This is a genomic window from Variovorax sp. KBS0712, from assembly GCF_006323185.2.
Taxonomy (GTDB): domain Bacteria; phylum Pseudomonadota; class Gammaproteobacteria; order Burkholderiales; family Burkholderiaceae_C; genus Variovorax; species Variovorax boronicumulans.
This window is the reverse complement of sequence record NZ_VCCD02000004.1, coordinates 134538-161456: the sequence shown is the minus strand read 5'-3', so window position 1 is coordinate 161456 and position 26919 is coordinate 134538. Positions and strand designations below refer to the sequence as shown.

Genomic DNA, 26919 nt, shown 5'->3' with positions numbered 1-26919 from the left:
TCACACATCAATGAAAAAGCCCGGCGGCTCGCAAGAGCGCCGGGCTTTTTCGTGGCCCGAAGGCCCGCGTCCTGTTCTTACCTGCGGCGACGTGCCGGTGCCGGCTCCGGCGGCACGTAGGTCTGCGAAGGCGCGGCGCCGCCATCGACACCCAAGCGGCCACCGCCGCCCAGGCCCTGGCCGCGCACCGTCTGCGCCTTGTAGTTGCGCAGCGAACGGACCATCTGGTTGAAGGCGTCCATGAAAGCTGCCGCAATCACCTTGCCCTGCGCGGTGTTCGTGTAGCCGCCGAGGCCACCGGCACCGCTGCGGCCGGCCAGGCCGCCGAAGGCGCCGAAGTCGGTCTTGGAGGCGCTGCCTTCGGCTGCTGCGACCTGCACGCCCGAGCGGTTGTCGATGAGCGTCAGCAAGGCGCTGGCTTCCTTGGTCTGCAGGCTGCCGCCGACGGCTGCGATGGCACGGCCACGGCCGCCCCCCACAAGGCCGCCGAGCGCACCACCGATACCGCCGGCATCGCTGTTGCTGAACACGATCTCAGGCGACAGGCCGTAGTCGGACGCCACCATCTGGCCGCGGCCGAAGTTGCTGCCGCCGCGCATCTCGCCCGACTGCTGCAGCGCACGTTCACGCGTCATCGCGTTCATGCCGGCCGCGCCGCGCTCGACCACGATGAAGCAGTTCGACTGCTGCACCAGCAAACGCAACAGATTTGCAGTAGGCGGCAGGCGGTACTCGCCCGTGAGGATGGTGTACCAGCCGGCGTTGACGTTCTCGACCAGCGACACGGTCCCGAGCGGCGATTCGCAGCGTTCGAGCTGGCTGCTCTCGCCCGAGGTGGCACCGCCGGCGGCGCTGCCCGTGGCCATGGTCTTGGCCGACTGGCTGCCCATCTGCATGTCGGTGGTGGCGCAGCCCGTGAGCAGCAGTGCGCCGACGGCGACTGCGGCGAGCGGGAACTTGGTGGCGAAGAACGGCATGGTCGACTCCCTCGTTTCGATGGTGGTGGTCTTGCAGGGCTGAAAGAAAAACCGCGATCGAGGATACGCGCAAAGGATTGCAGGAATCAATCAAACGAACGCAGGGGTCCGTCTTCGCAACACAGGCCGAACTAGGCCGTTCGGCGGATGCGTTCGATGAGCCCGTTGAGTGCTTCGATGGAGCCGAAGTGGATCGCCAGCTCGCCGCTTTCGCCGCGCTTCGTGCGCTTCTTGATGCGCACCTCGACCTCGGCCGTGAGCAGGTCGGCCAGCTCTTCTTCCACGCGCTGCAGGTCGCGCGACTTCTCGCCGGCATTGCCGCGCCGCGAGGGCGTGAGCGTGAACTCGGCCGCGAGCTTCTTCACCAGCGCCTCGGCCTCGCGCACCGACATCTTCTTGGCGGCGATCTGGTTGGCGGCGGTGATCTGCGTGCCGCGGTCGAGCGACAGCAGCGCGCGCGCGTGGCCCATGTCGATGTCGCCGGCCATCAGCATCAGCTGCGCGGGCTCGGCGAGGTTCAGCAGGCGCAGCAGGTTGCTGGCAGCGCTGCGTGAACGGCCGACGGCCTGGGCCGCCATTTCGTGAGTGAGCCCAAACTCGGTCACCAGGCGTTGCAGGCCTTGGGCCTCCTCCAGCGGGTTGAGGTCTTCGCGCTGGATGTTCTCGATGAGCGACATGGCCGCCGCGGCCTCGTTGGGCACGTCGCGCACCAGCACCGGCACGGTGTCCAGGCCCGCAAGCCGGGCGGCCCGGAAGCGCCGCTCACCGGCGATGATTTCGTACTCGGCGTTCTTGGCCGCGGCCGATTCGGCATCGAGCCGGCGCACCAGGATCGGCTGCATGATGCCCTGCACCTTGATGCTCTCGGCCAGCTCGTACAGCGCGCCCTCGTCCATGCGGGTGCGCGGCTGGTAGACGCCGGCCACCATCTGGTCGAGCTTCAGGGTGTTGGGGTTCTGCGGGACGCCGCCCTCTTCCGTGGCCCGGTCGCCGCCATTGCCGAGCGGATCGGCGGAGGGTGCGGCCGTCGGGCCGAGCAGCGCTTCGAGGCCGCGGCCCAGGCCCTTGGGTTTCTTGGTCGCCATCAGTGCGTGTCTTTCGAGAGGTCGTTCAGGAGTTTCCGGCCTTCGGGCCAGTCGCCCAGGCCGGATTCGGCGTTCAGGTGGCCGCCGGTGCCGGCATCGATGAAGCGTGCGCCCCAGTCGCGGGCCAGCTGCTTCGAGCGCGAGGCTTCGCAGTACGGGTCGTCGTTGGCGGCGATCAGCACGGCCGGGAACGGCAGCGGCTGGCGCACGATGGGTGCCCAGCCGGGAATCAGTTGGCGCAGGTCGTCGCGCTCCAGGTCGCCGGGCGCCACCAGCAGCGCGCCGCGCACCTTGTGCGTGTTGCGCGAGTGGGCCGCCCAGGCGGCGGTGAGGATGCAGCCGAGGCTGTGCGCAGCCAGCACCACTTGGCCCGGCGCGGCCAGCACTTCTTCTTCGAGGCGGATCGACCAATCGCCGCGCAGCGGGCGCATCCACTCGTGCTGGTCGACGCGGCGGTCGCCGTAGACCGACTCCCAGCGGGTCTGCCAATGGCCGGGGCCGCTGTTCTGCCATCCGGGCAGCAGCAGGATGCGGGGTTCACTCATGGCTGGTTGCTACGAACTTGATAGCGCCTGCCGCCCTTCGGGCGGGCGTCAGACGGGGTTTTGATCGGTATCGGCGACGGAAGCAGAAGGCGCGGCGGCCAGCACATCGTCGGGAATCGGCAGGTCGGGCACCACGCGCGGCGGGGGCGTGACCGGCGGTGCCACCGCGCCCGAGGCGAAGGCGCTCGCGGGCGGCATCTTGGCGACCAGCTCTTCGGCGAAGGCGATGAAAGCCTGACTGCCGCGGGCGGATGGGTCGAACACCACGCCCGGCAGGCCGTAGCTCGGGGCTTCGGCCAGACGAACATTGCGCGGGATCACGGTGTCGAACACCTTGTCGCCGAAGTGGGACTTGAGCTGCTCGCTCACCTGCTGCTGCAGCGTGATGCGCGGATCGAACATCACACGCAGCAGGCCGATGATCTGCAGGTTCTTGTTGAGGTTGGCGTGCACCTGCTTGATGGTGTTGACCAGGTCCGTGAGCCCTTCGAGCGCGAAGTACTCGCACTGCATCGGCACGATCACGCCGTGGGCCGCGCACAGGCCGTTGAGCGTCAGCAGGCTCAGGCTCGGCGGGCAGTCGATCAGCACGAAGTCGTACTCGGCGCCAACGGCGGCCAGCGCGGTGCGCAGGCGTTTTTCGCGGCGGTCGAGCGCCACCATTTCGACTTCGGCACCGGCCAGTTCACGGTTGGCGCCCAGCACGTCGTAGCTGGCTTCGGCCTCCACGAGCTTGTCGGACTTCACCCGCGCCTCGGCCACCGAGGCCGATTCGAGCAGCACGTCGTACACCGTGAGTTCCAGCTGGCGCTTGTCGATGCCCGAGCCCATGGTGGCGTTGCCCTGGGGATCGAGGTCGATCATCAGCACGCGCTGGCCCACCTTGGCCAGGCCGGCGGCGAGATTGACAGTGGTGGTGGTCTTGCCGACGCCGCCCTTCTGGTTGGCGATGCAGAAAATCTTGGCCATGTGTCGTCAGTGCGGGTCGTCGGGGTCGGTCAGCGCGAGATCGCGAGCTTGATGCCGAAGGCAATCAGGAAGGTGCCGGCCAGCTTTTCGAGCGTGGCCGAGATGCGGGGATTGGCGCGGATGCGCTCGGCCAGGAAGTGCGTGAGCAGCGTCGAGGTCAGGCCGTACAGGAAGGTCAGCGCGGCGATGGTCACGGCCATGGCGCCGAAGGTGATGACACCCTGGTGACGCGCCGGATCGACGAACAGCGGGAAGAAGGCCATGTAGAACACGATCGCCTTGGGGTTCAGCAAGGTGATCGTCAGCGCCTGGCGCAGGAAATGGCTCGGGCGGATGTTCAGGATCGGTGCCGCGCCGGGCTTGGCCAGGAGCATCTTGAGGCCGAGCCACGCCAGGTAGGCGGCGCCCAGCCATTGCACCGCCTTGAAGGCGGCCGGGTAGGCAGCCAGCACGGCGGACACGCCCGCCACCGCCGCCCACATCAGGACCTGGTCTCCCAGGATCACGCCGAAGGTCGCTGCCAGGCCGCCACGAATGCCGCCTTTGCTGGTCGAAGTGATCAGCGCCAGATTGCCCGGACCGGGAATCAGAAGGAACAGGACGATGGCGGCGACGAATGCGCCGTAGTCAGCGATGCCGAACATGGGATTTGCCTCGAAAAAGAGAGCCAGGGGGAGGCTTCGAGTCTAAGGCAGGCCAGCGCCGGGAAGATTGCTCCGGCACCGGCTTTTGCCGGCGCCGTCGCATCTTTTACGAAATCAGGCGGCCTCTTTGCGCGCCCAGACGATGCAGCGCTCGGCGTCCAGGCCCGGCACCGTCAGTTGTTCCACGTGAAACACTGCAACGCCGGCCGGCAAGACGGCCAGTTCGTCGGTCGGCACCTTGCCCTTCATGGCCAGCCAGACGCCGCCCGGTGCCAGCAGATGCACCGAGCCGTTGAAGAAATCGGGCAGCGACGCGAAGGCGCGCGAGCTGATCACCTCGTAGCTGCCGGCCAGCGATTCGACCCGCGCATGCAGGCCGCGCAGGTTCGGCAGCTCCAGTTCGGCCGCCACCTGTTGCACAAAGGCGGCCTTCTTGGCGACGGCGTCGAGGCAGCTGACTTCGATGTCGGGCCGCATGATGGCGATCACCACGCCCGGCAGACCGCCGCCGGAGCCGACGTCGAGCAGCCTGCCCTTCCCTGCCCACTCGCGCTGCAGCGGTGCGACGGCCGCGAGGCTGTCGAGCAGGTGGTGCGTCATGACGCCGGCCGGGTCGCGCACGGCCGTCAGGTTGTAGACCTTGTTCCACTTGAGCATCAGCGTGCCGTAGGCCAGCAGCTGTTCGCCCTGCGTGTCGGACAGGGCCACGCCCAGGGCGGCTGCGCCTGCGCGCAGCGTGTCGAGGGGCGTCGCGCTCATGGTGCGGTGTGCGGCTCGGTGGCAGCAGCTTCGATGGTTTCTGTGGTCGTGGCGGTATCGGCGGCGTCGCGGGCGAAGGCCTTGTGCCCGCCCTTGCGCAGGTGAATCATCAGCAGCGAGATCGCGGCGGGCGTCACGCCCGAGATGCGCGATGCCAGCCCCAGCGTTTCAGGCCGGTGCTTGTCCAGCTTCTGGCGCACCTCGAAGCTCAGGGCCTTGACCTGGCCGTAGTCGAAGTCGGCCGGCAGCTTCAGGTTCTCGAAGTGGGCGGCGCGCTCCACTTCGTCGTGCTGGCGCTCGATGTAGCCGGAGTACTTGGCCGAGATCTCGATCTGCTCGATCTCGGAAGCGCTCAGCGCCGACGACGGGCCGTACTTGCCACCGTCCAGCGACATCAGGGTTTCGTAGTTCACGTCGGGCCGGCGCAGCAGGTCGGCCAGGTTGTATTCGTGCTCGATGGCCTTGCCCAGCACCCGGGCCGACTCGGTCGCCGGCAGATTGCGCGGGTTCACCCAGATCGACTTGAGTCGCTCTGTTTCACGTGAAACAGCGTCGCGCTTGCGGCTGAAAGCGCCCCAGCGTGCGTCGTCCACGAGGCCCAGCTTGCGCCCTGCTTCGGTCAGGCGCATGTCGGCGTTGTCCTCGCGCAGCTGCAGCCGGAACTCGGCGCGGCTGGTGAACATGCGGTACGGCTCGGTCACGCCCTTGGTGATCAGGTCGTCGACCAGCACACCGAGGTAGGCCTCGTCGCGGCGCGGCAGCCAGGCGTCTTCGCCCCGGCATTGCAGCGCGGCATTGATGCCGGCGAACAGGCCCTGGGCCGCGGCTTCTTCGTAGCCGGTGGTGCCGTTGATCTGTCCGGCAAAGAATAGGCCGCGAATCGCACGGGTCTCGAAGCTGCTCTTGAGCTCGCGCGGATCGAAGTAGTCGTACTCGATGGCGTAGCCCGGGCGCAGGATGTGGGCGTTTTCCAGGCCCGGCATCGAGCGCACCAGCTGGTACTGGATGTCGAACGGCAGGCTGGTCGAGATCCCGTTCGGGTAGTACTCGTTGGTCGTCAGGCCTTCGGGCTCGAGAAAGATCTGATGGCTGTCCTTGTCGGCGAAGCGGTTGATCTTGTCTTCGACGCTCGGGCAGTAGCGCGGACCGACGCCGTCGATCTTGCCGGTGAACATCGGGCTGCGGTCGAAGCCCGAGCGGATGATGTCGTGCGTGCGCTGGTTGGTGTGCGTCACCCAGCACGGCATTTGCTGCGGGTGCATCTCGACCTTGCCCATGAAGCTGAACACGGGCATCGGCCCTGCCCCACCGGGCATGCCGTCGCCGGGTTGTTCGGTGCACTTCGAGAAGTCGATGCTGCGGCCGTCCAGGCGCGGCGGCGTGCCGGTCTTGAGGCGGCCCTGTGGCAGCTTGAGTTCCTTCAGGCGCGCCGACAGGCTGATGGCCGGCGGGTCGCCCGCGCGGCCGGCCTGGTAGTTGTCGAGGCCGACGTGGATGCGGCCGTCGAGGAACGTGCCCGCGGTCAGCACCACGGTGCGCGCGCGGAAAGAAATGCCCACCTGCGTGACGGCGCCGACCACGCGATCGCCTTCGATCATCAGGTCGTCGACGGCTTGCTGGAACAGGCTGAGGTTCGGCTGGTTTTCCAGGCGGTGGCGGATCGCGGCCTTGTACAGCACGCGGTCGGCCTGCGCCCGCGTGGCGCGCACGGCCGGGCCCTTGCTCGAGTTGAGGATGCGGAACTGGATGCCCGCCTCGTCGGTGGCAATGGCCATCGCGCCGCCGAGCGCATCGACCTCCTTCACGAGGTGGCCCTTGCCGATGCCGCCGATCGACGGGTTGCAGCTCATCTGCCCCAGCGTCTCGATGTTGTGGGAGAGCAGCAGCGTCTTGGCGCCCATGCGTGCGGAAGCGAGCGCGGCTTCGGTGCCGGCATGGCCACCGCCGACGACGATCACATCGAATTCTTCGGGGTACAGCATTGGAAAAAGGGGGCGCACCACAGACGCGTGCGCGGCGCAAAAAAGGGCACTAATTTTAAGCGGCGATGCCCTGCCGCAACCCCTGTGTGGACAAGCTAGGGAGCCGCGCCAAAATCGGCCCGGAGCCTTGTCGGCATTGCGCAGAATGCTATATATTTAATAGCAAACAACCCGCATCGGGCGGTCACTTCGGAGGGTCAGAGCACCGGTTCGGGCTTCTCGATGCCCCGCAGCTCGCCACTGGGTGCCGGCGTGCGCGGCGCAATGACCCGCTCGTCCTGCAATTCGCGCACGGCGAGCTTCTTGTCGGTCATGCGCACCGCGCCGAAGATTGTGGAGAAGGCCACGTCCTTCGCGTCGCGCCCCGTGCCCACGCGCACCAGCCGGTCGACGGGCGCCATGCGCGTCGGATCGAACAGCACCCACTGCCCGCCCAGCCACGCTTCGAACACGGCATGGAAGTCCTGCGGCGGTTCGTCGAACCACACATAGCCCACCACCAGCCGCGCCGGAATGTTGAGCGCGCGGCAGAAGGTGATGCCCAGGTGCGCGAAGTCGCGGCACACGCCCGCGCGCTGCACGAACACCTCGCGCGCCGTGGTGGTCGAGTCGCTGCTGCCCGGCACGTAGACGATGCTGTCGTGGATCCAGTCGGCAATCGCCTGCACGCGCCCGATGCCCGGCGGCAGGTCGCCGAAGAGCTGCTGCGCGCAGCGAGCCAGCAGGTCCGACTCGCAGTAGCGCGTGGGCAGCAGGTCGCCCAGCACCGCGTCGGGCAGCTGGCTCACCGGCACCTCGGGCAAGGTGGCCGGCACATGCACCACCGGGCGCCGCACCGTCGCGCGGTAGGCGATGGTCAGTGGCCCGGGCGCCGCGTCGAAACGCACGAAGCGGTTGCCGCTGTCGGCCTCGCAGCCCACCCGCAGCCGCACGGGCGGCTCGATGGTGAGCGTCTCGGCCAGCACCGCCTGCGCACCCGTGCGCGCGGCCTCGATGTTCAGCCGCAGGTGCGCCGGGGCGTCCACCTCGTAGTCCAGGCGCAGATCGACGTGCGACAGGTGCATGGCATGGGGCAAGGCGGTCAATCGAGCGCCTTCTTCACCGCGCCCACGCCAAGTGCGGCCAGCACCACGAACAGCACCGCCAGCACGAGGAACAGGCCGAACAGCAGCTTGGCGATGCCCGCCGCGCCGGCCGCCACGCCGCCGAAGCCCAGCAGACCCGCCACGAGCGAGATGACCGCAAAAATGATCGCGTACTTGAGCATGGTGAACCACTCCTTGGTTGCTTTGCGGCGGGCATGCGCCACCGTGTCCGGACTGTAGGAAGCCCCGCCGCGCCGCCCGATAGTCGGCACGCGCGAGCCGCCGTAGGACAAAAACGCGATGCAGCCAAACCCGCTAGCATCCCTTTCGGTCGCACAGATCTTTTCCTTCTATCCATTGGAGTTTTTTCGAATGAAGCTGTACTACTCGCCCGGCGCCTGCTCGCTCTCCCCCCACATCGCGCTGCACGAAGCGGGCATCGCCTTCGAGCCGGTGCTGGCCAGCACCAAGAGCCACAAGCTGCAGGACGGCACCGACTACTACGGCATCAACCCGCTGGGCTACGTGCCGATGCTCGAGCTCGACGACGGCACCCGCCTGCGCGAAGGCCCGGCCATCGTGCAATACATCGCCGACCTCGCGCCCACCAAGAACCTCGCGCCCGCCAACGGCACCATGCCGCGCTACCGCCTGCAGGAGTGGCTGACCTTCATCGGCACCGAGATGCACAAGGGCTTCAGCCCGCTGTTCAACCCGGCCATGCCCGAGGAAGCCAAGACCATCTCCAAGGACAAGCTCAAGGCCCGCTTCCAGTGGCTCGACAGCGAACTCGCCGCCAAGCAGTACCTGATGGGCGAGCATTTCAGCGTGGCCGACGGCTACCTGTTCACCGTCACCAACTGGACCAAGCCCACCGGCGTGGACATCTCGGACTTCCCCAACGTGCTGGCCTGGCACGCCCGCGTGGCCGCCCGCCCCGCCGTTCAGGAAGCGATGAAGGCCGAAGGCCTGCTGAAGTAAGCCGAAGCGCGCAGAACGCGACGCCAGCGACGATCCGGACCACCCCAGGGAAAACCCGGATCGCCGCAGCCACAAGCCGCATGCCGCGGCTTTTTTTTCGGGCGACGCTACGGCATCCGTCACCAGGAAGCCGAGCCGCCCATGTCCGAATCCCCTCCCCCTTCTTCCCCGTCCCCCGTCGAGCTGCGCGAAGAGATGCGCGGGCCCGTCATGTGGCTCACCATCGATCGCCAGGAACGCCGCAACGCCATCAACGCGGCCGTGCTCGAGGGCCTCTCCGATGCACTGGCCCGCGCCAACCGCGACACTGCCGTGCGCGCCGTGGTCCTCACCGGCGCCGGCACGCGCGCCTTCTGCGCCGGCGCCGACCTGCAAAGCGGCACCTCCTTCAAGTTCGACTACGCCGCGCCCTACCAGGGCATCGCCAACCTCTTTCGCCAGGCGCGGCAATCGACCGTGCCGCTGATCGCGCGCGTCAACGGCGCCTGCATGGCGGGCGGCATGGGCCTCATGGCGATGTGCGACCTGGCCGTGGCCAGCCGCCAGGCCGTGTTCGGCCTGCCCGAAGTGAAGGTCGGCGTGTTTCCCGCGCAGGTGCTCAGCGTGCTCGGCGGCCTGCTGCCGCGCCGCGTGCTGGCCGAGATGTGCATCACCGGCGAACCGATCGACGCCGCGCAGGCGCTCGAGCTGAAGCTCATCAACCGCGTGAGCGACGACGTCGACGAGAGCGTCGACTGGCTGCTGGGTCGCCTGCTCGACAAGTCGCCCGCCGCCATCCGCCGCGGCCTGTACACGATGAAGAAGATCGAGGCCATGGCCTTCGAGGAATCGATGGCCTTCACCGAAAGCCAGATCGGCCTGTTCGCGCTCACCGAAGACGCGGCCGAAGGCCAGCTCGCCTTCCGCGAGAAGCGCAAGCCGCAATGGAGCGGACGATGAACAGCAGCAACCACAACAGCAATCGCGTCGTCCGCATCGGCGGCGCCTCCGGCTTCTGGGGTGACAGCAGCGTGGGCGCGCCGCAGCTCGTGGCCAGCGGGCAGATCGACTACCTCGTGTTCGACTACCTCGCCGAGCTCACCATGTCGATCCTCGCGGGCGCGCGGCTGAAGAAGTCCGAGCTGGGCTACGCGACCGACTTCGTCTCGGTCGCGATGAAGGCCGTGCTGAAAGACGTCGTGAAACAAGGCATCCGCGTCGTGAGCAACGCGGGCGGCGTCAACCCGCAAGGCTGCGCCGATGCGCTCACGGCACTGGCCGCCGAGCAAGGCGTCTCGCTGAAGATCGCCGTGGTCAGCGGCGACGACGTGTCGCCGCTGCTGCCCGGACTGCGCGCTTCGCAACCGCCCGTGCGCGAACTGCAGAGCGGCGCACCGCTGCCCGAGCGCGTGCTCAGCGCCAATGCCTACCTGGGCGCGCGCCCGGTCCAGGCCGCGCTCGACGCGGGCGCGCAGGTCGTCATCACCGGCCGCTGCGTCGACTCGGCCGTCACGCTCGGCGTGCTCATGCACGAATTCCAATGGCAGCCCGGCGACCACGACCTGCTCGCCGCGGGCAGCCTCGCGGGCCACATCATCGAGTGCGGCTGCCAGGCCACCGGCGGCCTGCACACCGACTGGGACACCGTGCCCGACTGGCCGAACATCGGCTATCCCATCGTCGAATGCAGCGCGGACGGCAGCTTCGTCGTCACCAAGCCCGCGGGCACCGGCGGCAAGCTCACGCCCGCCGTGGTCGGCGAGCAGATGCTCTACGAAATCGGCGACCCCGCCGCCTACCTGTTGCCCGACGTGGTGGCCGACTTCACGCAGGTGCGCATCGAACAGGCGGGCGAACACCGCGTGCGCGTGCACGGCGCGCGCGGCCGCGCACCCACCGGCCGCTACAAGGTCTGCGCCACGCATGTCGACGGCTTCAAGACCGCGGCGCAGCTCACGATCGTCGGCTTCGACGCGGTGGCCAAGGCGCGGCGCACCGGCGAAGCGATCCTCGCGCGCACCGGCGCCCTCTTCGCGCAACAGGGCCTCGGGCCCTACAGCGGCACGCAGCTCGAAGTGCTCGGCGCCGAGTCCTGCTACGGCCCGCACGCGCAGACGCAGGCGCAGCAGATCCGCGAGGCCGTGCTGCGGCTCGCCGTGACGCATCCGCGCAAGGACGCGCTGGAGCTGTTCGCGCGCGAGGTCGCGCCGGCCGGCACCTCGTGGGCGCCCGGCACCACGGGCGCGGGCGGCGGGCGCGCCTCGGTGTCGCCGTCGATCCGGCAGTACGCGTTCCTGCTCGACAAGGCGCGCGTGAGCCCACAGGTGCGCGTCGACGGGCAGGCCGTCGACGTGCCCGCGACGCACGCCACCAGCGACGACCCGCCCGCCGTGGGCACCAACGATGAACTGCCCCTGGCCACGCCCGGCGACGACGCCATCGAGGTCCCGCTGATCCGCCTCGCGTGGGCCCGCAGCGGCGACAAGGGCGACACCTCGAACATCGGCGTCATTGCGCGCCATCCCGAACTGCTGCCGCTGCTGCGCGCGCAACTCACCGAGGCGCGCGTGGCCGCATGGCTCGCGCACCTGGTGCAGGGCCACGTCACGCGCCACGAGGTGCCCGGCATCCACGCCTTCAACTTCGTCTGCGAGCAGGCGCTGGGCGGCGGCGGCATGGCCTCGCTGCGCAACGACCCGCTCGGCAAGGGCATGGGACAGATCCTGCTCGCGCTGCCCGTGCGCGTGAGCCCGGCGCTGCTGGCGCGGTTGCTTCCTTAGCACCAATCGGGACAACCGTGCGACAGCAGGGTTGAGACGGGCGGCTTAGCCTTGCGCCTGTTTCAACTCTGCCCCCTCAATCCGCGATGTCCACCCTTTTCGACCCCGTCCAGGCCGGCGACCTCCAGCTCGCCAACCGCATCGTGATGGCGCCGCTCACGCGCAACCGCTCGCCCAACGCGATTCCGCCCGACATCGCCGCCACCTACTACGCCCAGCGCGCCAGCGCCGGCCTGCTCATCACCGAAGCCACCGCCATCAGCCACCAGGGCCAGGGCTATGCCGACGTGCCCGGCCTCTACGGCACCGAGCAACTCGACGCCTGGAAGCGCGTGACCGACGCCGTGCACGCCGAGGGCGGCAAGATCGTCGTGCAGCTGTGGCACGTGGGCCGCGTCTCGCACACCGAACTGCAACCCGGTGGCGGCAAGCCCGTCGCGCCCTCGGCCATCACCGCCAAGACCAAGACCGTGCTCATCAAGGACGGCGTGCCCACCTTCGTCGAAACGTCGGAGCCGCGCGCGCTCGACGCGGCTGAGTTGCCCGGCATCGTCCACGCCTATGCCGCGGCCGCACGCAACGCCGTCGAGACCGCGGGCTTCGACGGCGTGGAGCTGCACGGCGCCAACGGCTACCTGCTCGACCAGTTCCTCAAGGACGGCAGCAACAAGCGCACCGACGACTACGGCGGCTCCATCAAGAATCGCGCGCGCCTGCTGCTGGAGTCCACGCGCGCCGTGGTCGACGCCGTCGGCGGCGGCAAGACCGGCATCCGCCTGTCGCCCGTCACGCCCGCCAACGACGCGCACGACAGCGACCCGCAGCCGCTGTTCACCTACGTCGTGCAGCAGCTCGCGCCGCTGAACCTGGCCTATCTCCACATCATCGAAGGCGCCACCGGCGGCCCGCGCGAAATCGCCGACCGCCCCTTCGACTACGAAGCCCTCAAGGCTGCCTACCGCGCCGCCGGCGGCAAGGCCGCCTGGATGGTCAACAACGGCTACGACCGCCCCCTGGCCGAAGAAGCCGTGAAGGAAGGCGACGACCTCGTGGCCTTCGGCAAGCCCTTCATCTCGAACCCCGACCTGGTGCGCCGCCTGCGTGAGCACGCGCCGCTCAACGAGCTCGACAAAGCGACGATGTATGGGGGTGGGGTGAAGGGGTATACGGACTATCCGGCGTTGGGCTGAGCCAGCCTTCCAGCGTCAACTTCTTCGCGCTTGCTTCGCCCTTTTTGACGGGCAGCGCGTGAGGTGACGATTGTTCGCAGTGTGCGCCGCGCAGTCCCTGCAGACTGCGCCGACCTCTCCTCCTTCTCTCAAGGAAGTCGTCGATGCCGCGCACGCTGTCTGTTTCTTCTGCTGCGATCCCTGTTGTTCTTGGTCAGGCTGCACTGGAGCCCGTGCGGCTGTCGGGGCATGAAGGGGTCAACAGCCTCTTTGCCTACGAACTCTTTCTCAAGACCCCGGATGCGCTGGCTCTGTCCGGCGTCTCCTCCGGCGCCGACTTCGACCTGGATGCCTTCATCGGCCAGGAGATCAGCTGCGAGATCGAGCTCGATGGCTCTTCCCCTCGCCAGCTCAACGCCCTGATCACCGACGCAGCCCTGTGGGGCGAGGAAGGGCGCCACGCCCAGTACAAGCTCACCCTGCGTCCCTGGCTGCACCTGGCCACCCTGCGCACCGACTGCAGGATCTTCCAGAACCTCAGCGTCGTCCAGATCCTGGACGAACTGCTGGGCGGCTACGCCTTCCCCGTGGACAAGCGCCTGATCGAGCACTACCCCGTGCGCGACTACCAGACCCAGTTCAACGAGAGCGACTTCGCCTTCTTCTCCCGCCTGTGCCAGGAATGGGGCATCAGCTACCACTTCGAACATTCGGACGGTAAGCACCGCCTGGTGCTCTCGGACGCCATGGGCGCCTATGCGGCTGGCGATCCGCTGTACGAGCATGTGGAATACCACGCCCCGGGCTGGAAGATCGATGCCGAGTACATCCACAGCTTCGTTCCCCAGCACCAGCTCACCAGCGGGAAGTACGCCACCCGGGACTACGACTACACCCGGCCCAGGGCTGATCTGAGTGTCTCGAGAAGCGATCCGCGCCCCACTGGACAGGCAGAGGGCGAGGTTTACCAGTGGCATTCATCGGGAGCTGGGGGCAGTCACTACGCCCAGCCCAACGCGGGTGCAGATGCAAGCGCCGATCCTCACAGCGAAGGCCACTTGCTCTCCCTGCTGCGCATGCAGGCACTGCGCACCCATGGCGCCAGAGCCCAGGCCAGCGGCAACCTGCGGGGCATGGTGCCCGGGTGCACCTTCCAGCTGAAGAAGCACCCCAGGGAGTCGGCCAACGCCGAATACCTGATCCTGGACACCCGCTTGCTCATCGAGGACGTGGCCGAAGACAGCCAGAACCGAGAAGCCACTGTCGACCGCAAGCAGCAATGGCGCGTGCAGGTGGACTTCACGGCCCACCCGGTGAACGAACCATTACGCCCAGAGCCGACCCAGCCCAAGCCCGCCATGGTCGGCCCGCAGGTGGCGCTGGTGGTGGGCCCCGAGGGCCAGAACCTGTGGACGGACGAGCTGGGGCGCATCAAGGTGCAGTTCCCTTGGGACCGGCAGGGACAGAAGAACCAGCACAGCAGCTGCTGGGTGCGGGTGAGCTCGCCCTGGGCGGGCAACCAGCTCGGGGGCATCCAGATCCCGCGCATCGGGCAGGAAGTCATCGTGGGCTTCATCGCGGGAGATGCGGACCTGCCCATCTGCATGGGAAGAGTGCACAACCAAGTGAACCTGCCGCCGTGGCAACTCCCTGGCCAGAGCGCATTGAGCGGGTTCAGGAGCCGGGAGCTGACCGAGGGCGGAGGCAACGGTGCGGCGGGCAGGTCGAACCACCTGATCCTGGATGACACGGCCGAAAAAATCCAGGCGCAGCTCAAGAGCGATCACCAATCCAGCAGCCTGAGCCTGGGGGCGATCACGCGCATCGAGGACAACGCGGGCAGGAAAGACCCCAGGGGTGAGGGCTTCGAGCTGAGGACTGACGCCCATGGGGTGCTCAGGGCGCAGGACGGCATGCTCATCACCACTGAAGGCCGCCCCGATGCCGCTCGCCACGCCAAGGACATGGGCGAGACCATCCAGCGCCTGACAAGCGCACGCGACCAGATCGAAGGCCTGGCCGAAGCGGCCCGCACCGCCGAGGCCCAGAACGGCAACGACGACCAGTCCACCGTCGCCCATGCCATCAAGCAGCAGAACGAAGACCTGCGAGGCCACGGCAGCCCATCGACCGAAGGCCGCTTTCCCGAACTGGCCACACCGCATCTCGTGCTCGCCAGCCCCGCAGGCATTGCAGCCACGGCGACCACTCACCTGCATGCGCACACCGGCGCGCATATCCAGCTCACCAGTGCCGGCCACACCTCCTTAAGCGCCGCCCAGCGCATCCTCGCCAGCGTGGCGGAAGGCATGCGCATCTTTACGCTCAAGAACGGCATCAAGGCCTTCGCGTCGCAGGGCGACATCCACATCGAAGCCCAAAGCGACGCCATCGAGGCCACGGCCTTGAAAGACATCGACGTCGTGAGCACCGAAGACACGGTCTACATCACCGCCAAGAAGAAGGTCACGATCAACGGCGGCACCAGCTTCAGCGAATGGAGCGAAGGCGGCATCCGGCACGGCACGATGGGCACATGGATCGAACATGCCGCGACGCATGGGACGCCGGGGCCGGACAAGAAGCCAGGCCCCACCGCACAGACCGTGTGCTGGGAGTGCATGCAACGCGCCATGCGCCGCGCGACCGCGGCTGCACCTCGGGAGTGACATGCCGAACCACACCGCGCAACAGTCATCCGACCTCACACACGCTGCACGAACCAGACTCGATGTGGCGCTGCATCGAGCCATGTCGACGCAGATCGAACACTGGCTCAGTGCCGAAGGCGCTGCGACCGCCACGCCCATGCACCGCTACGCACTCGTCAGTGCGGGGCAATGCGAAGAAGGCGTCGTCGCTCGCATGGTCGCGATGCAAGAGCTCGCCTGCGAACGCTTGTTCATGCAGACACCCGAAGCGGAGATGGCCGACATCGGCCCCTGGCTCGTCGAGATCCCCACCTCATCTTCCGAGTCGCTGCGCTATGCGCTCGCGCATCAGGCTGCGGCCGAAGCGCTCACCCTGATGGCCAGCCCGCTGCGCTTGCAGAAGCTTTCCGCGCATCTGCGCGGTTTCCTGTCCGGCACATTGCTCGACGGATCGTCCGTTCTGTTGCGCTACTTCGATCCCCGCATCGGCTTCGACATGTTCGCGCACTGGTCAGACCCCGTGCAGCGCAAATTCAGCCGTCCGCTCGCCTGGTGGGCAGGCTGGGACGGTGACCTTCGCATTCGGTACATCAAGGGTGGCGCAGACACGGAGATCACGCCGTCGAACGAGGGAGTCGAACTTACTGCCGAATGGGTCCAGGCCATCGACAAGGCAGGGGAAGCGAATCTTGTCATCGCCCTGCTCTGCGAAGAACTGGAAACATCGAATCCCCCCGCGGCCGATCTGCTCGCACAGATGCATCCATTGCTTCGCCGGAAGATCGCACAAGCCGCGCTGGCATTCGCCCGTCGTGCAGGCCTGGCGGGTTGGGACAACAAGGCACACGCATGCCGCCTTGCCTTGCTCAAGCACGCGCGCTTCCACGCCCACCCCGGCTTCCTCGACGCTTTGTCGGTTGCACGCACTCCGCTGAATCTCCGTGATGTCTTGGCGCACACGCCATCGGCAGTGCAGCAAGGCTGGGCGTGCGACCGCGACGCGATGCTGGTTCGCCTCTGCGACGAACAGTCCAACGCCCTTCTGTCTGCCTTCAACACGACGGGCGGTGGCTTCATGTCCGACACCAAGACCTTCTGATCCATGGCAAACGAACCCAAGACCGGCGCATCGGTGTGCGATTGCAGCGACCCGGCGCAGCAAGTGGCCGTGATCCTCTATCCCAGCCTCGGCACGCCGATGCTGATCTCTTCCAGCCAGAAAAAGTGCAGCCTCTTCATCGCCACCGCGACGCTCGGTGTGGCCAACAGCGCTGGCCGACGAACCACGCATGACAAACGCGCGGAGGTCGTCTCCATGGATGGCGACGAAGAGCAGGCCGCCGCGGCCACCGTGGCGCGTCACCTGCGCCTCGTCGGCATGAAGGGCACCAAACCCGACGCCGACATCCGCGTGGGTGGACTGACCGGAGACGGCGCAGACTGCGCCAAGGCCAAGGGCGCCATCAAGGTCTGGCGCGTCGCCAAGTTCGAAGCCGGCGCGCTCATCTACAACCAGAAAGGCGAAATCTTCGCCACCCTCAGTCCGCAGGCTGCGAGCGCGTACACCGCCTCGGGCTTCGCGGGCGGGCACATCTACGAAGTGGAGCTCGACATCGAAAAACTGACCGTCCAGCCCGAGACCGACAGCTTCAAGAGCTTCGCCTGGATGGTCGAACCTACCCGCCAGCAAAAGGAAAGCTTTCCCACGCTGTGTGCTGCCAGCACGGTGCATTCTCAAGACCTGCTGGTCGAGTCCTTCCTTGCCGCCCAGGTCAACGACCTGCGGCACCGGCACCAGCCCACCAACACCGACGGCGCGCCCAAAGGGAAGGAAACCAACCTGATGGAATACGACGTCGCACAAACGGCACAGAAAGCCCGCACGCTGGCCCTCGACGACTCCCAGCGCTTGGCGGCGTGGCACCCCGTCATCCGACTGGCCAGTGACGGACCACTGAAGCTCGGGCACCTGAGCGACGTTCACATCAACGTGCGGCACAACGCGCTGGCCAAGTCACCAGCGCGCATCATCGAAGACAACAGCAGCTTCGACGGCCCTGCAGTGGGCGCACGCGTGTGCAACAGCTTCAACGCGCTCAAGGAGCTCTTCGACAAGATCGGTGCCGGCAAGAAGCCCGACACGGCCCTGCTCTTCACCGGCGACCTGATCGATTTCAATCGCAACATCGATCCCCGGCAGGTCGGCGACGGCATCGGCGAGCAATGGAAGAAGTTCAACGTGTTGAACCACTTCAACACGCCAGGCCTGTACCCACGCGGGCAGGACGACATGCTCGCCTTCAGCCTCGTTCGCTACGCCTACAACGAACTCAAGCTGCCTGTGTTCATGACCAGCGGCAACCACGAGGCATACACGGTGCCCTACGGCATCAGCCCGCGCATCAATGACTGGGGAGCCGCCATGGGCGTGCTCGAGGACACCACCGACACACTCGACACCGATGGCTGGGGCAGGGAACGCACCTTCGAGCCCACCACCACCGTCGCTACGCACGCAGGTACGCACCAAGCCCGCCGGATCGGAATCAAGGCCGAGATCGGTCGACGCGTCGTCAACAGCAACAAGAACCTCCATATCGGGGATCTGGCGGAAACCTATCGGGACTTCGACAAGGCCAGCCAATGGCACAACAACAAGGCCAACGAAGGCATCTCGGCCGACCACAACATGAGCATCTACGAGACCACGCTGGCATATGGCCCCACCTATGCACAGGCCCTGACCGGCAACAACTACAGGACCGAGAATTACGACTGGTTCTACGCCCTCTTCACGCCGCTCGAGGACGTGCTGATCGCGCTGGGCGTTGAACCCGACCGGCCCGGACCGACCACCCAGGTGATCGCGGCGCTGGGCTGGGGGCAAGGGGAGAACTTCAAGAACCTCACGGTGAGTGGCCTGCTGATCACCTCGACCGACCGCCAGGGAACCGGCATCCTGCCCCGCGCAACCCAATCCTTCAGCAACAAGCAGCTGCAGTTGCTGGGGCAGGCCCAGAGCCACAAACGCGCAAGCCCGGGTGCCAGCCTCACGGTGGCGACGCACTTCACCATCATCAACTACGACGAACCGCTGCCCTACTCGGCCACGCCCGAACAGGCACGCTTTATTCCTTCGAGCAGTCCCTTGGGCGCCCCTCTTCGCGGGCAACCCGGATTCAATCACGTCAACACCGGCACGTGCGAAGTCAACCAGGACGTCTATTTCGAGCGCTTCGTGTGCGTCGACGGTGGCAGCACGGGCAAGGCAACACCCGAGACCGCGGTGGATTGGCACTTCAGTGGCCACAGCCATCGCAGCGGCGTTTACGACGTCGCGTGGTGCCAGCCGTCCAGTGGCGCGCGCATGGTCCAGGTCACCAGTGCTGTCGACCCCGGCATCCGCAAGGAGACCGTGAAAGCGCCGGCACGCCAGCGCACGCGCTTCATCGTCAGCAGCAGCGGCGGTCCGGTCGGCAAGCAGAACCTCGACCGAGAACTCGACAGCTGGACCTTGCGTCCGCCCTCGGGCACGCTCCTGGACCCTGCGACGGGCGTCATCACCCAGGTCATGACGCAACGCTCATGCAAGAGCGCCGGCGCCCCACTGAACGAGAAGCCGCGCCTCGCGGTGGCACTCGACTACATGGCCGTGATGAGCCGGCATCCAGAAAAAGGCATTGATCCGCCCTTGGCCTTTGCGCCCACACCGCTCATACAGGCAGGGTGGAAGGTGCCGATAACGTTGAGTGGAACCGTGGCCAAGCTGGAGTGCATTTCGGGGATCAGGTTTTGGGTTTTCGAAAGTGGCAAAGATGAAGAGAAGCGCGTCGTGAAGCAATGGAACATGCTGACAACCACATTCAACCCGGACACCAAAGCGCCCTCCATCGCATTCACAGCGGAAGATCATGCCGTGCTGATCCGAGCTCTAGGCGAAGGCTCGATCACCACGCAGGCCTTTTGCGAAGTGCTGCTCAAGCAACCTAAGGTCGGCAAGGACGATTGGAGCAAGGACATGGACTGCACCGACCCTTGGATGTTTCCACTCGAGATCGGCGTTTTCGGCACGGCGCTCAAGGGCGGAGGCATGACCTACGGAGCAACGGGGAGCTCGAAGTGGTTCTTCCGCAGACCCGCGGAAGAACGAGGGGAAGTTCCCGATTGGAAGTTCTTGGCGAAGTACTACGCGGGCAAGGGATATACACCGGCGGATGAGGCTATCGATCCCGCCAAAGCAAGCGAGAAAAAACAATGAGGAGGCAGCCATGCAACGTCGTTTTTTTCTCGAGAGTGCGGCCGCCCTTGCCGGAGGAGCATCTGTGTCACCTGGGTTTTGTTCTATGAAAAACCCAAACATCAAGCGCTTTGGCAAGAGCTACAGTTACTTGGCAGACCCAACGTTGCGCGCCAGAGAAATCGGTGACAGCGTGCTCACTATCGAGAACGCGGAGTTCAGCGACGTTAACTTCATGGACTTGACCTGGCGAAAAGTCAGGCTGGTGAACTGCGATTTCATCGGGGCCTATGAAACCAAACTCGAACGCTTGGAGCAGGCCCTCCTCGAGAATTGTCGATTCGTCGGAATTCACAGTTTCGGCAACATGGTCGACGTCAAATTTTTGCGATGTCAGGTCCGGGGGCGCACCTTTCTACAAGGGCAATCCGATAGCAAGAATCTCGTCTTCGAAGAGTGTTCCTTCATGGGGAACTCCGCTGAGCCCAATGAATGGGGTTCTGTCGGGAGCTATGCCCAAGCCATGTTTTTGGCCTGCAAGGCAAAGTGGTTCAACTTGCGTGGTCACACAAAGCTCGATCTCGTCGATTGCAACATTGAGGATGTGAATGCAGCGCCTTGGCATGAACATGGCGGCTCCCACGTACTTATCGACAAGTGCAAACTGAAGGGCCTCGTCGATCTATCGGGGGCCGGCTCACTTTTGCATTCACTCACTGTTCGCGACACCTTGCTGGAACGTCTGGACCTGAGCGACACCACCATCAAAGGCGACTTGGTTGTGGAGCGAGTTAAAGGCGGCTACATCAACGCCTATGTCAAACAAGCTCGCAGCCTTCGCGTACGCAACAGCCAGATTCAGGGCAACGGCAAGAAGATCTTCGAGGCCTATGCCGGAGGGATTCTGTCGATCGAAATCGACGGGGTCGTCTTTGGCGGCGACCTCTCCTCCGAGCCGGTGATGATTGCGGGTGGCTTCTCGCTCAAGAGCGCCGACCGGATTTCGAATGTCAGTCAATCGATCGACATCAGGAATTCGACCATCCCCACGCTTGACGCAAGCTACCTCAACACCCAGCGTTTCGTGCTGACAAACAACCAGATCATGCGTGCCAACATTTCAAACAGTCGCATTGGAAATCTGGAGGTTTCCAGCACCAGCATCACCGGCAAACTCGATTTGCGTGGAACCCAGGCCGTGAAGCAGAAAGTCGATTTGCGCGCTGGCAGTACCCTCGGACGCGTCGATCAGATGGATGGCTCGAACATCGAGTTAGAGCCTCGCGCCCAGCGCTGAAGTCCTCATTCCGGATTGCCACCCAGGACGTCCGCGCATACCCTCTGCGCCTGTCCATCACGCGCCTCCGACCATCGCCATGCCTCGCATCACCGATCGCCTCACTGCGTTGGGCCTCGCCCTTCCTCCTCCTGTCACGCCACCACCCGGCGTCGTCCTTCCCTTCCAGTTCGTCCGTCTCATCGGCCGACGCGCCATGATCTCGGGCCATGGTCCGTTGAATGCCGATGGCAGCATCGCCGCACCACTCGGCAAGCTCGGTGCTGAACTGACCGTCGAGCAGGGCTACGCTGCCGCGCGCCTCACCGGCCTCGCGATGCTCGGCAGCCTGCAGCGTGCGCTGGGCGATCTGGACCGCATCACCGCATGGACGCGCGTGTTCGGCATGGTCGCTTCGGCACCCGGCTTTCAGCAGCAGCCGGCGGTCATCAACGGGTTTTCCGACCTGATCCTCGAACTCTTCGGTCCCGAGGTCGGCGCCCATGCGCGCAGCGCCGTGGGCATGGCGGAGCTGCCTTTCGGCATCCCGGTGGAGATCGAGGGCGAGGTCGAGTTCGACGCGTGAGCGACAAAGCAGCACCCTGGCAACTGCGCCGCGCCACCGCCGACGACGTGGCGACTGTCACAGCATGCGCGGTCGAGGCCTTCCGCACCTACATCCCGCGCCTGGGCCTCACGCCGCGGCCGATGACGCGCGACTACGCGCAGGCCATCGCGCACCTGCAGGTGTGGGTGGCCGAGCGACCGGAGCAACAGATCGGCGCCGCACTGCTGCTCGATGTCACAGACGAAGGCTTCCTGATTGATGTCATCGCCGTGCACCCCGACCACCAGGGCAGCGGCGCGGGCCGCGCGCTGCTCGAACTGGCCGAGCGCGAGGCACTGCGCCAGGGCCACGCATCGATCTACCTGTTCACGAACGAGAAGATGACCGAGAACCTCGCGCTCTACCAGCGCATCGGCTATGTCGAGTTCCGGCGCGAATCCCTCGACGGGCGCACACGCGTCTATCTGCGCAAGCCACTGACACGCACGTGAACGATCAGGCGTCGTCCCCGAAGGTCACGCTCACGCGCAGGCCGGTCGGCTCGGCGGCATCGAGCCGCAGCTCGGCCCCCAGCAGCTCGGCATAGCGCGCCACGATCGACAGCCCCAGCCCCGCGCCCTGCCCCAGCTTCTGGCCCGCGGGGCCTTGCGCCCAGCGTTGCATGAGGTCGCGCTGGGCCTCGAGCGGAATGCCGGGTCCGTCGTCGATCACGCTCAGCGTGCGGCCCGCAAGTTCGACGGTGATGGTGCGGCCGCCGTAGCGCAGCGCGTTGTCGATCAGGTTGTCGAGGATGCCCTCCACCAGCGCTTCGTTTGCAAGCACCGTCACGCCGTCGTCGAGGCCACGCGCGCCCAGGTCGACGCCGCGTGCATCGGCGCGCGCGAGGTGGCGCAGCACGGTCTGCTCGGCCAGCATGTCGAGCGACACGGGCGTGCGCTGCAGGTCGGTGCGCGCCTCGTCGGCCAATGCCAGCGCGAGCAGTTGGTCGATGAGGTGGCTCGCGCGCGCCTGCCGTTCGGACACACGCGTGAGCTGTTCGCGCCACACCTCGGTGTCGTGCTGCGCGAGCCCGTACTCGGCCAGCGCGCGAATGCCTGCGAGGGGCGTGCGCAGTTCGTGCGCCACGTTGCCCACGAACTCGCGCTGCGCGCGCACGCTGTAGCGCAGGCGGTCGAACAGCGCGTTGACGGCATCGCCCAGGCGCTGCAACTCTTTCGAGGTCTGCGCCACGGTCACCGGCGAGAGGTCGCGCACGTCGCGGGTGTCGAGTGCGCGCTGCAGCTCGCCGAGCGGGCGCAAGTCGCGTCGGATGCCATGCCAGAGCCACACGGCCAGCAGCACGAGCAGCAGCACCTGCGGCGCCATGGCATAGAACAGCAGCCGCTGCACCAGTGCGGCGCGGCTCAGCGTGGTCTGGGCCACGATCACGCGGTAGGGCATGTGCAGGCCGGGCTCGGCGTCATGATCGAGCACGACGGCACGCAGCACATTGCCGTCGTAGTCGACGTCGGAAAAACGGTAGCGCGAACCTTCGTCGGGCAACGGCGCCTTCAGGTCGCCCCTGCCGGAGATGAGCGTGCCGTCGAGCCGCTGCACCGAGAAGTAGACCTTGTCGGTCTGGTCGAACAGCACGGTCGCCACCTCGCGCGGCGTGAGCAGCAGCTCGATGCCGCGTTCGCCGGCCTGCACGTTGGCCGACAGCGCATAGGCGTCGTCGAGCATGCCGCGGTCGAAGGCCTGTTCCGAAAAATAGTTGGCGATGACGAGTGCGATCACCGCACCAGCCATCCAGGTCAGCGCCAGCGGCACCAGCACGTTGCGCAGCACGCGCCGCGTGAGCGAAGGTGCAGTGCGCGTGACCGGTGGGGTGGTGGCCTCGCTCACGGGCGGCCTCACACCTCGGCTTCGAGCAGGTAGCCGATGCCGCGCAGCGTGCGGATGCCCGCGCCCGAGCCGAGCAGCTTCTTGCGCAGGCGCGAGATGAAGGCCTCGAGCGCGTTGTCGCCCAGCGATTCGTCAAAGCCCGAGAGCTTGTCCGACAGCGCCCGCTTGCTCACCGTGCGGCCCGGCGGGCTCATGAGTTCCCACAACACCTCGAACTCGCGCGCCGGCAGATCGAGCGGTGCGTTCGCGACCGCGAAGCGCCGCGCCTTGCGGTCGAGCTTGAGCTGGCCGAGCACCACGATGTCTTCGGTGCCCTTGGCGCGCCGCACCAGGGCGCGCAGCCGCGCCTCCACCTCGGCGAGGTCGAAGGGCTTGCCCAGGTAGTCGTCGGCGCCGGCGTCGAGCCCGGCGATGCGTTCTTCGGTGCGCCCGCGCGCCGTGAGCACGAGCACCGGCGTGCGGTCGCCACGCGCACGCGCCTGTCGCAAGGCCGTGAGGCCGCTCGCCAGGCCGCTGGTGGGGCTGGCGGTGGCGGGCAGGTTGAGGTCGAGCAGCACGGCATCGAAGGGCTGCACGCGCCACAGGTGGTCGGCATCTTCGACGTTGGTCGACACGTCGACCCGGTGGCCCGCGTCGGCGAGGCTGCGCAGCATCACGTCGCGCAGCACGGTGTCATCTTCCACAAGCAGGATTCGCATGGTGAGTGAATGAGTGGTGGGTGATTTGTGGGTCTGCCCTGGCGATGGACGCGTCAGCGGCCGGTCAGTCGCTCACCGCGATAAACGCGACATGAGCATACGACACACCTTCCGATGAGTGCACGCGATCCCTCCGATCCCTTGAGCCTGGTGTCCCCCGCCGTGCAGCGCACCGCGGTGGTTCTGCTGCATGGTTTATGCAGCACGCCTGACGAGCTGCTGACCGTGCAATCGACCCTGCAGCGCCACGGGTATGCGGTGCAGCCGCTCTGCATCGCCGGCTACTCGTTCGACGCCGCCGCGCCGCTGCAGCAGGCCGTGCCTTTCGAACGCTGGCTCGACACCCTCGAGGCGCACGTGAAGGCGCTGCGCCGCACGCACGACCGCGTGATGCTGGTCGGCATCTCGGCCGGCGCCTCGCTGGCCCTGGGCGGCGCCATCCGCTGCGGGCGCGAGGTGGACGCGCTGGTGCTCATGTCGACCACGCTGCGCTTCGACGGCTGGGCCGTGCCGCGCACGCGCTTCTTGCTGCCGCTGGCTTTCTACACGCCGCTGGGCCGCCTCTGGCAGTACCGCGAGCGCCCGCCCTACGGCGTGAAGAACGAGCGCGTGCGCACCTGGATCGAGCGCGAGCTGCGGCATCGCCAGGTCTCGCGCGCCGGCAGCGCAGTGATCGGCGTGAGCCACCTGCGCGAGCACGACCGGCTCATCCGCCACGTGCGGCGCCGCCTGAACGACGTGCAGTGCGAGCAGGTGCTGGCGCTGCATGCGCGCGAGGACGAGGTGGCCAGCCTGTCCAACCTCGACCTGCTGGTGCGCGGGCTGCGCTGCGCCTCGCTGCGTACCGTGGTGTTGAACAACAGCTACCACATGATCAGCATCGACAACGACCGCCAGCAGGTCGTGCGCGAGACCCTCGCCTTCGCCGAGACCGTGGCCCACGGCCCGGTGCCCGAACCCGTGTTCCGCGTCCGCGGACTTGCCCTTCACGCCTGAAAGAAAGGAACCTCCTCATGTCTTCCTCTCCCACCTTCAACAGCATCGCCACCATCCTCGAGACCGATTTCCGTGTGGAACGCGCGAACATCTCGCCGGCCACCGCGCTGTCGGACCTCGGTCTCGATTCGCTGGCGCTCATGGAGTTCGTCTTCGCGGTGGAAGACGCCTTCCACCTGCGCATTCCCGAAGACCGGCTCGACCCGCGCGAAGCAGGCATCACGCTGCAACGGCTGTGCGAAGTGATCGATGCCGAAGGCGAGGCCGTCGCTGCACGCGCCGAGCCCATGGCAGCCGCCGCATGAGCAGCGGCGCCGCCCATGCCGTGCTGGCGGCCACCGCCACGGCCCACACCGCCGCCGCACCCGTGCACGTGAGCGGCCTCGGCTTCGTCACGCCGCTCGGACGCAGCATCGAGGCCTTCGACGACGCGCTGTTCGCCGGCCGCTCCGCGGTGCGCGCGCAGACCCTCGAGATCCCGGGCATGGACCCGATGGCGATCGCCGCCGCCACCTGCGACTTCGACGCCAGCAGCGTGCGCAGCGCCTCGCGCCTGCCGCTGGACCGCGGCACCGCGATGGCCCTGGCCGCCGCACAAGACGCCGCGGTCGATGCCGGGCTCGACCTCGACACCATCGACCGCGACCGCCTCGGCGTCTTCTGGGGCAGCGGCCTGGCCGGCGCCGGCACTTTCGACGCCACCACGCGCGCGCTCTACGGCGAACAGCGCCGCATGCGCCCCACCACCGTGCTCACCGTGATGCCCAACGCGGCGGTCGCCGAACTGGCGCTGCACTTCGGCGCGCGCGGCGCGGCGCTGGCCTATGCCTGCGCCTGCGCTTCATCGGCCGTGGCCATCGGCGAAGCCATGCGCGCCATCCGCGGCGGCTGGATCGACATCGCCATCGTCGGCGGCCACGACGCCATGCTCACGCCCGGCGTGATGGCCAGCTGGCACGCGATGCGCGTCATGGCGCCACCGCCGGCCGATGCGCCCGCCACCGCCTGCCGTCCGTTCTCGGGCGACCGCGCGGGCTTCGCCATCGGCGAGGGCGCGGCGGCACTGGTGCTCGAGTCGGAAGCCCATGCGCGCGCCCGTGGCGCCGGCGCCCAGCCCTTCGTGCTCAGCGGCTACGCGAGCAACTGCGACGGCACGCACATCACCCACCCCGACCCGGCCGGCCAGGTGCGCGCGATGCGTGCCGCGCTGCGCGACGCCGGGCTCGTGCCCTCGGACATCGGCCACATCAACGCCCACGGCACGGCCACGAGCGCGGGCGATGCGGCCGAGGCCGCGTCGATCGGCGAACTGTTCGGCAACGCCGCGCCCGTCAGCGCGACCAAGGCGATCCACGGCCATGTGCTCGGCGGCGGCGGTGCTATCGAACTCGTGGCCGCGCTGCGCGCGCTGGCCCGCGAGACCTTGCCGCCCATCGCCCACCTGCACACGCCGGACGCCGCGTTCGGCAACGTCGACTTCGTGCGCGGCGCGGCACGCGAGGCGCGGGGGCTGCGCCATGTGCTGTCGAATTCCTTCGCCTTCGGCGGCACCAACGCGGTGATCGTGGCAAGCCGGCGCATCTCGGAGGATTGAGCTTCGGGGGAAGAAAAAGGCGGTGCGGGCGTCGGCACCGCCTTGCTATGCTCGGCCGCA

At 67.0% G+C, this 26919-nt stretch carries 24 protein-coding genes; 13 read left to right on the top strand and 11 right to left on the bottom strand.

What is annotated here, in order from left to right:
- Nucleotides 1-77: 77 nt before the first annotated feature.
- The 9 genes from FFI97_RS28950 to FFI97_RS28910 form a co-directional block, all read right to left on the bottom strand.
- Nucleotides 78-977, bottom strand: a complete 900-nt coding sequence (locus FFI97_RS28950; protein WP_070061439.1) for a CsgG/HfaB family protein — start codon at nt 975-977, stop codon at nt 78-80.
- A 131-nt stretch (nt 978-1108) separates the two neighbouring features.
- Nucleotides 1109-2062 (bottom strand): ParB/RepB/Spo0J family partition protein, encoded by a 954-nt coding sequence (locus tag FFI97_RS28945; protein WP_070061440.1) that lies wholly within the window; start codon nt 2060-2062, stop codon nt 1109-1111.
- Complete coding sequence (locus tag FFI97_RS28940) at nt 2062-2607, bottom strand: RBBP9/YdeN family alpha/beta hydrolase (RefSeq protein WP_070061441.1); 546 nt, start codon at nt 2605-2607, stop codon at nt 2062-2064. Before FFI97_RS28940 ends, FFI97_RS28945 begins: the two co-directional genes overlap by 1 nt.
- A gap of 48 nt (nt 2608-2655) precedes the next feature.
- The gene (locus FFI97_RS28935) at nt 2656-3576 is read right to left on the bottom strand and encodes a ParA family protein (RefSeq protein WP_062473764.1); all 921 of its coding nucleotides are present in this window, start codon (nt 3574-3576) and stop codon (nt 2656-2658) included.
- Between the two features lie 29 nt (nt 3577-3605).
- Complete coding sequence (locus FFI97_RS28930) at nt 3606-4220, bottom strand: LysE family transporter (protein ID WP_095743039.1); 615 nt, start codon at nt 4218-4220, stop codon at nt 3606-3608.
- 114 nt (nt 4221-4334) lie between these two features.
- Nucleotides 4335-4979, bottom strand: a complete 645-nt coding sequence (gene rsmG, locus FFI97_RS28925) for a 16S rRNA (guanine(527)-N(7))-methyltransferase RsmG (protein ID WP_095948434.1) — start codon at nt 4977-4979, stop codon at nt 4335-4337.
- Nucleotides 4976-6961, bottom strand: coding sequence for a tRNA uridine-5-carboxymethylaminomethyl(34) synthesis enzyme MnmG (gene mnmG / locus FFI97_RS28920; protein ID WP_139704707.1), 1986 nt, complete (start codon nt 6959-6961; stop codon nt 4976-4978). Before mnmG ends, rsmG begins: the two co-directional genes overlap by 4 nt.
- Before the next feature lie 197 nt (nt 6962-7158).
- Entirely contained in the window at nt 7159-8046 is an 888-nt protein-coding gene (locus FFI97_RS28915) for a transglutaminase-like domain-containing protein (protein WP_409574657.1), read from the bottom strand.
- Nucleotides 8043-8228 (bottom strand): DUF1328 family protein, encoded by a 186-nt coding sequence (locus FFI97_RS28910; RefSeq protein ID WP_013538518.1) that lies wholly within the window; start codon nt 8226-8228, stop codon nt 8043-8045. The genes FFI97_RS28915 and FFI97_RS28910 overlap by 4 nt, the downstream gene beginning before the upstream one ends.
- A 190-nt stretch (nt 8229-8418) precedes the next feature.
- Between FFI97_RS28910 and gstA the strand changes: the two genes are divergently transcribed.
- From gstA to FFI97_RS28860, 10 genes are all read left to right on the top strand, one after another.
- Complete coding sequence (gstA, locus tag FFI97_RS28905) at nt 8419-9027, top strand: glutathione transferase GstA (RefSeq protein WP_139704705.1); 609 nt, start codon at nt 8419-8421, stop codon at nt 9025-9027.
- 141 nt (nt 9028-9168) lie between these two features.
- The gene (locus FFI97_RS28900) at nt 9169-9966 is read left to right on the top strand and encodes an enoyl-CoA hydratase/isomerase family protein (RefSeq protein WP_185993749.1); all 798 of its coding nucleotides are present in this window, start codon (nt 9169-9171) and stop codon (nt 9964-9966) included.
- Nucleotides 9963-11786, top strand: coding sequence for an acyclic terpene utilization AtuA family protein (locus FFI97_RS28895; protein ID WP_139704703.1), 1824 nt, complete (start codon nt 9963-9965; stop codon nt 11784-11786). The genes FFI97_RS28900 and FFI97_RS28895 overlap by 4 nt, the downstream gene beginning before the upstream one ends.
- 86 nt (nt 11787-11872) lie before the next feature.
- On the top strand, nt 11873-12976 hold the full coding sequence (locus FFI97_RS28890; protein WP_139704701.1) for an alkene reductase: 1104 nt from the start codon (nt 11873-11875) through the stop codon (nt 12974-12976).
- A 143-nt stretch (nt 12977-13119) separates the two neighbouring features.
- The gene (locus FFI97_RS28885) at nt 13120-15624 is read left to right on the top strand and encodes a type VI secretion system Vgr family protein (RefSeq protein ID WP_139704699.1); all 2505 of its coding nucleotides are present in this window, start codon (nt 13120-13122) and stop codon (nt 15622-15624) included.
- A 1-nt stretch (nt 15625) separates the two neighbouring features.
- A complete protein-coding gene (locus FFI97_RS28880) occupies nt 15626-16705 on the top strand; it encodes a DUF4123 domain-containing protein (protein ID WP_185993748.1) in 1080 nt (359 codons plus the stop codon).
- 3 nt (nt 16706-16708) lie between these two features.
- The gene (locus tag FFI97_RS28875) at nt 16709-19864 is read left to right on the top strand and encodes a metallophosphoesterase (RefSeq protein ID WP_139704695.1); all 3156 of its coding nucleotides are present in this window, start codon (nt 16709-16711) and stop codon (nt 19862-19864) included.
- A 10-nt stretch (nt 19865-19874) separates the two neighbouring features.
- Nucleotides 19875-21140, top strand: a complete 1266-nt coding sequence (locus FFI97_RS28870; protein ID WP_139704693.1) for a pentapeptide repeat-containing protein — start codon at nt 19875-19877, stop codon at nt 21138-21140.
- A gap of 79 nt (nt 21141-21219) precedes the next feature.
- Nucleotides 21220-21705 carry a RidA family protein gene (locus FFI97_RS28865; protein WP_139704691.1) on the top strand — a complete coding sequence of 162 codons (486 nt, stop codon included), beginning with the start codon at nt 21220-21222 and terminating at the stop codon, nt 21703-21705.
- Entirely contained in the window at nt 21702-22178 is a 477-nt protein-coding gene (locus FFI97_RS28860; protein ID WP_139704690.1) for a GNAT family N-acetyltransferase, read from the top strand. Before FFI97_RS28865 ends, FFI97_RS28860 begins: the two co-directional genes overlap by 4 nt.
- Nucleotides 22179-22182: 4 nt before the next feature.
- On the opposite strand, the gene FFI97_RS28855 is transcribed toward FFI97_RS28860, so the two are convergent.
- Together FFI97_RS28855 and FFI97_RS28850 are read right to left on the bottom strand one after the other, a co-directional pair.
- Nucleotides 22183-23571 carry a sensor histidine kinase gene (locus FFI97_RS28855; protein ID WP_139704688.1) on the bottom strand — a complete coding sequence of 463 codons (1389 nt, stop codon included), beginning with the start codon at nt 23569-23571 and terminating at the stop codon, nt 22183-22185.
- An 8-nt stretch (nt 23572-23579) separates the two neighbouring features.
- The gene (locus tag FFI97_RS28850) at nt 23580-24269 is read right to left on the bottom strand and encodes a response regulator transcription factor (RefSeq protein WP_056574813.1); all 690 of its coding nucleotides are present in this window, start codon (nt 24267-24269) and stop codon (nt 23580-23582) included.
- Nucleotides 24270-24383: 114 nt separating this feature from the next.
- On the opposite strand from FFI97_RS28850, the gene FFI97_RS28845 reads away from it, so the two are divergent.
- From FFI97_RS28845 to FFI97_RS28835, 3 genes are read left to right on the top strand one after another with little or no spacing between them, the layout of a single operon-like run.
- Nucleotides 24384-25265 carry an alpha/beta hydrolase gene (locus tag FFI97_RS28845; protein ID WP_139704686.1) on the top strand — a complete coding sequence of 294 codons (882 nt, stop codon included), beginning with the start codon at nt 24384-24386 and terminating at the stop codon, nt 25263-25265.
- Between the two features lie 17 nt (nt 25266-25282).
- Nucleotides 25283-25570 (top strand): phosphopantetheine-binding protein, encoded by a 288-nt coding sequence (locus tag FFI97_RS28840; protein WP_139704684.1) that lies wholly within the window; start codon nt 25283-25285, stop codon nt 25568-25570.
- The gene (locus tag FFI97_RS28835) at nt 25567-26859 is read left to right on the top strand and encodes a beta-ketoacyl-[acyl-carrier-protein] synthase family protein (RefSeq protein WP_144004543.1); all 1293 of its coding nucleotides are present in this window, start codon (nt 25567-25569) and stop codon (nt 26857-26859) included. Before FFI97_RS28840 ends, FFI97_RS28835 begins: the two co-directional genes overlap by 4 nt.
- Nucleotides 26860-26919: the final 60 nt, after the last annotated feature.

What these genes read in the sequence shown, in the direction of transcription:
- FFI97_RS28950 (WP_070061439.1), bottom strand. Translation starts at nt 977, where the DNA reads ATGCCGTTCTTCGCCACCAAGTTCCCGCTCGCCGCAGTCGCCGTCGGC.
- FFI97_RS28945 (WP_070061440.1), bottom strand. Translation starts at nt 2,062, where the DNA reads ATGGCGACCAAGAAACCCAAGGGCCTGGGCCGCGGCCTCGAAGCGCTG.
- FFI97_RS28940 (WP_070061441.1), bottom strand. Translation starts at nt 2,607, where the DNA reads ATGAGTGAACCCCGCATCCTGCTGCTGCCCGGATGGCAGAACAGCGGC.
- FFI97_RS28935 (WP_062473764.1), bottom strand. Translation starts at nt 3,576, where the DNA reads ATGGCCAAGATTTTCTGCATCGCCAACCAGAAGGGCGGCGTCGGCAAG.
- FFI97_RS28930 (WP_095743039.1), bottom strand. Translation starts at nt 4,220, where the DNA reads ATGTTCGGCATCGCTGACTACGGCGCATTCGTCGCCGCCATCGTCCTG.
- rsmG (WP_095948434.1), bottom strand. Translation starts at nt 4,979, where the DNA reads ATGAGCGCGACGCCCCTCGACACGCTGCGCGCAGGCGCAGCCGCCCTG.
- mnmG (WP_139704707.1), bottom strand. Translation starts at nt 6,961, where the DNA reads ATGCTGTACCCCGAAGAATTCGATGTGATCGTCGTCGGCGGTGGCCAT.
- FFI97_RS28910 (WP_013538518.1), bottom strand. Translation starts at nt 8,228, where the DNA reads ATGCTCAAGTACGCGATCATTTTTGCGGTCATCTCGCTCGTGGCGGGT.
- gstA (WP_139704705.1), top strand. Translation starts at nt 8,419, where the DNA reads ATGAAGCTGTACTACTCGCCCGGCGCCTGCTCGCTCTCCCCCCACATC.
- FFI97_RS28900 (WP_185993749.1), top strand. Translation starts at nt 9,169, where the DNA reads ATGTCCGAATCCCCTCCCCCTTCTTCCCCGTCCCCCGTCGAGCTGCGC.
- FFI97_RS28895 (WP_139704703.1), top strand. Translation starts at nt 9,963, where the DNA reads ATGAACAGCAGCAACCACAACAGCAATCGCGTCGTCCGCATCGGCGGC.
- FFI97_RS28890 (WP_139704701.1), top strand. Translation starts at nt 11,873, where the DNA reads ATGTCCACCCTTTTCGACCCCGTCCAGGCCGGCGACCTCCAGCTCGCC.
- FFI97_RS28885 (WP_139704699.1), top strand. Translation starts at nt 13,120, where the DNA reads ATGCCGCGCACGCTGTCTGTTTCTTCTGCTGCGATCCCTGTTGTTCTT.
- FFI97_RS28880 (WP_185993748.1), top strand. Translation starts at nt 15,626, where the DNA reads ATGCCGAACCACACCGCGCAACAGTCATCCGACCTCACACACGCTGCA.
- FFI97_RS28875 (WP_139704695.1), top strand. Translation starts at nt 16,709, where the DNA reads ATGGCAAACGAACCCAAGACCGGCGCATCGGTGTGCGATTGCAGCGAC.
- FFI97_RS28870 (WP_139704693.1), top strand. Translation starts at nt 19,875, where the DNA reads ATGCAACGTCGTTTTTTTCTCGAGAGTGCGGCCGCCCTTGCCGGAGGA.
- FFI97_RS28865 (WP_139704691.1), top strand. Translation starts at nt 21,220, where the DNA reads ATGCCTCGCATCACCGATCGCCTCACTGCGTTGGGCCTCGCCCTTCCT.
- FFI97_RS28850 (WP_056574813.1), bottom strand. Translation starts at nt 24,269, where the DNA reads ATGCGAATCCTGCTTGTGGAAGATGACACCGTGCTGCGCGACGTGATG.
- FFI97_RS28845 (WP_139704686.1), top strand. Translation starts at nt 24,384, where the DNA reads ATGAGTGCACGCGATCCCTCCGATCCCTTGAGCCTGGTGTCCCCCGCC.
- FFI97_RS28840 (WP_139704684.1), top strand. Translation starts at nt 25,283, where the DNA reads ATGTCTTCCTCTCCCACCTTCAACAGCATCGCCACCATCCTCGAGACC.
- FFI97_RS28835 (WP_144004543.1), top strand. Translation starts at nt 25,567, where the DNA reads ATGAGCAGCGGCGCCGCCCATGCCGTGCTGGCGGCCACCGCCACGGCC.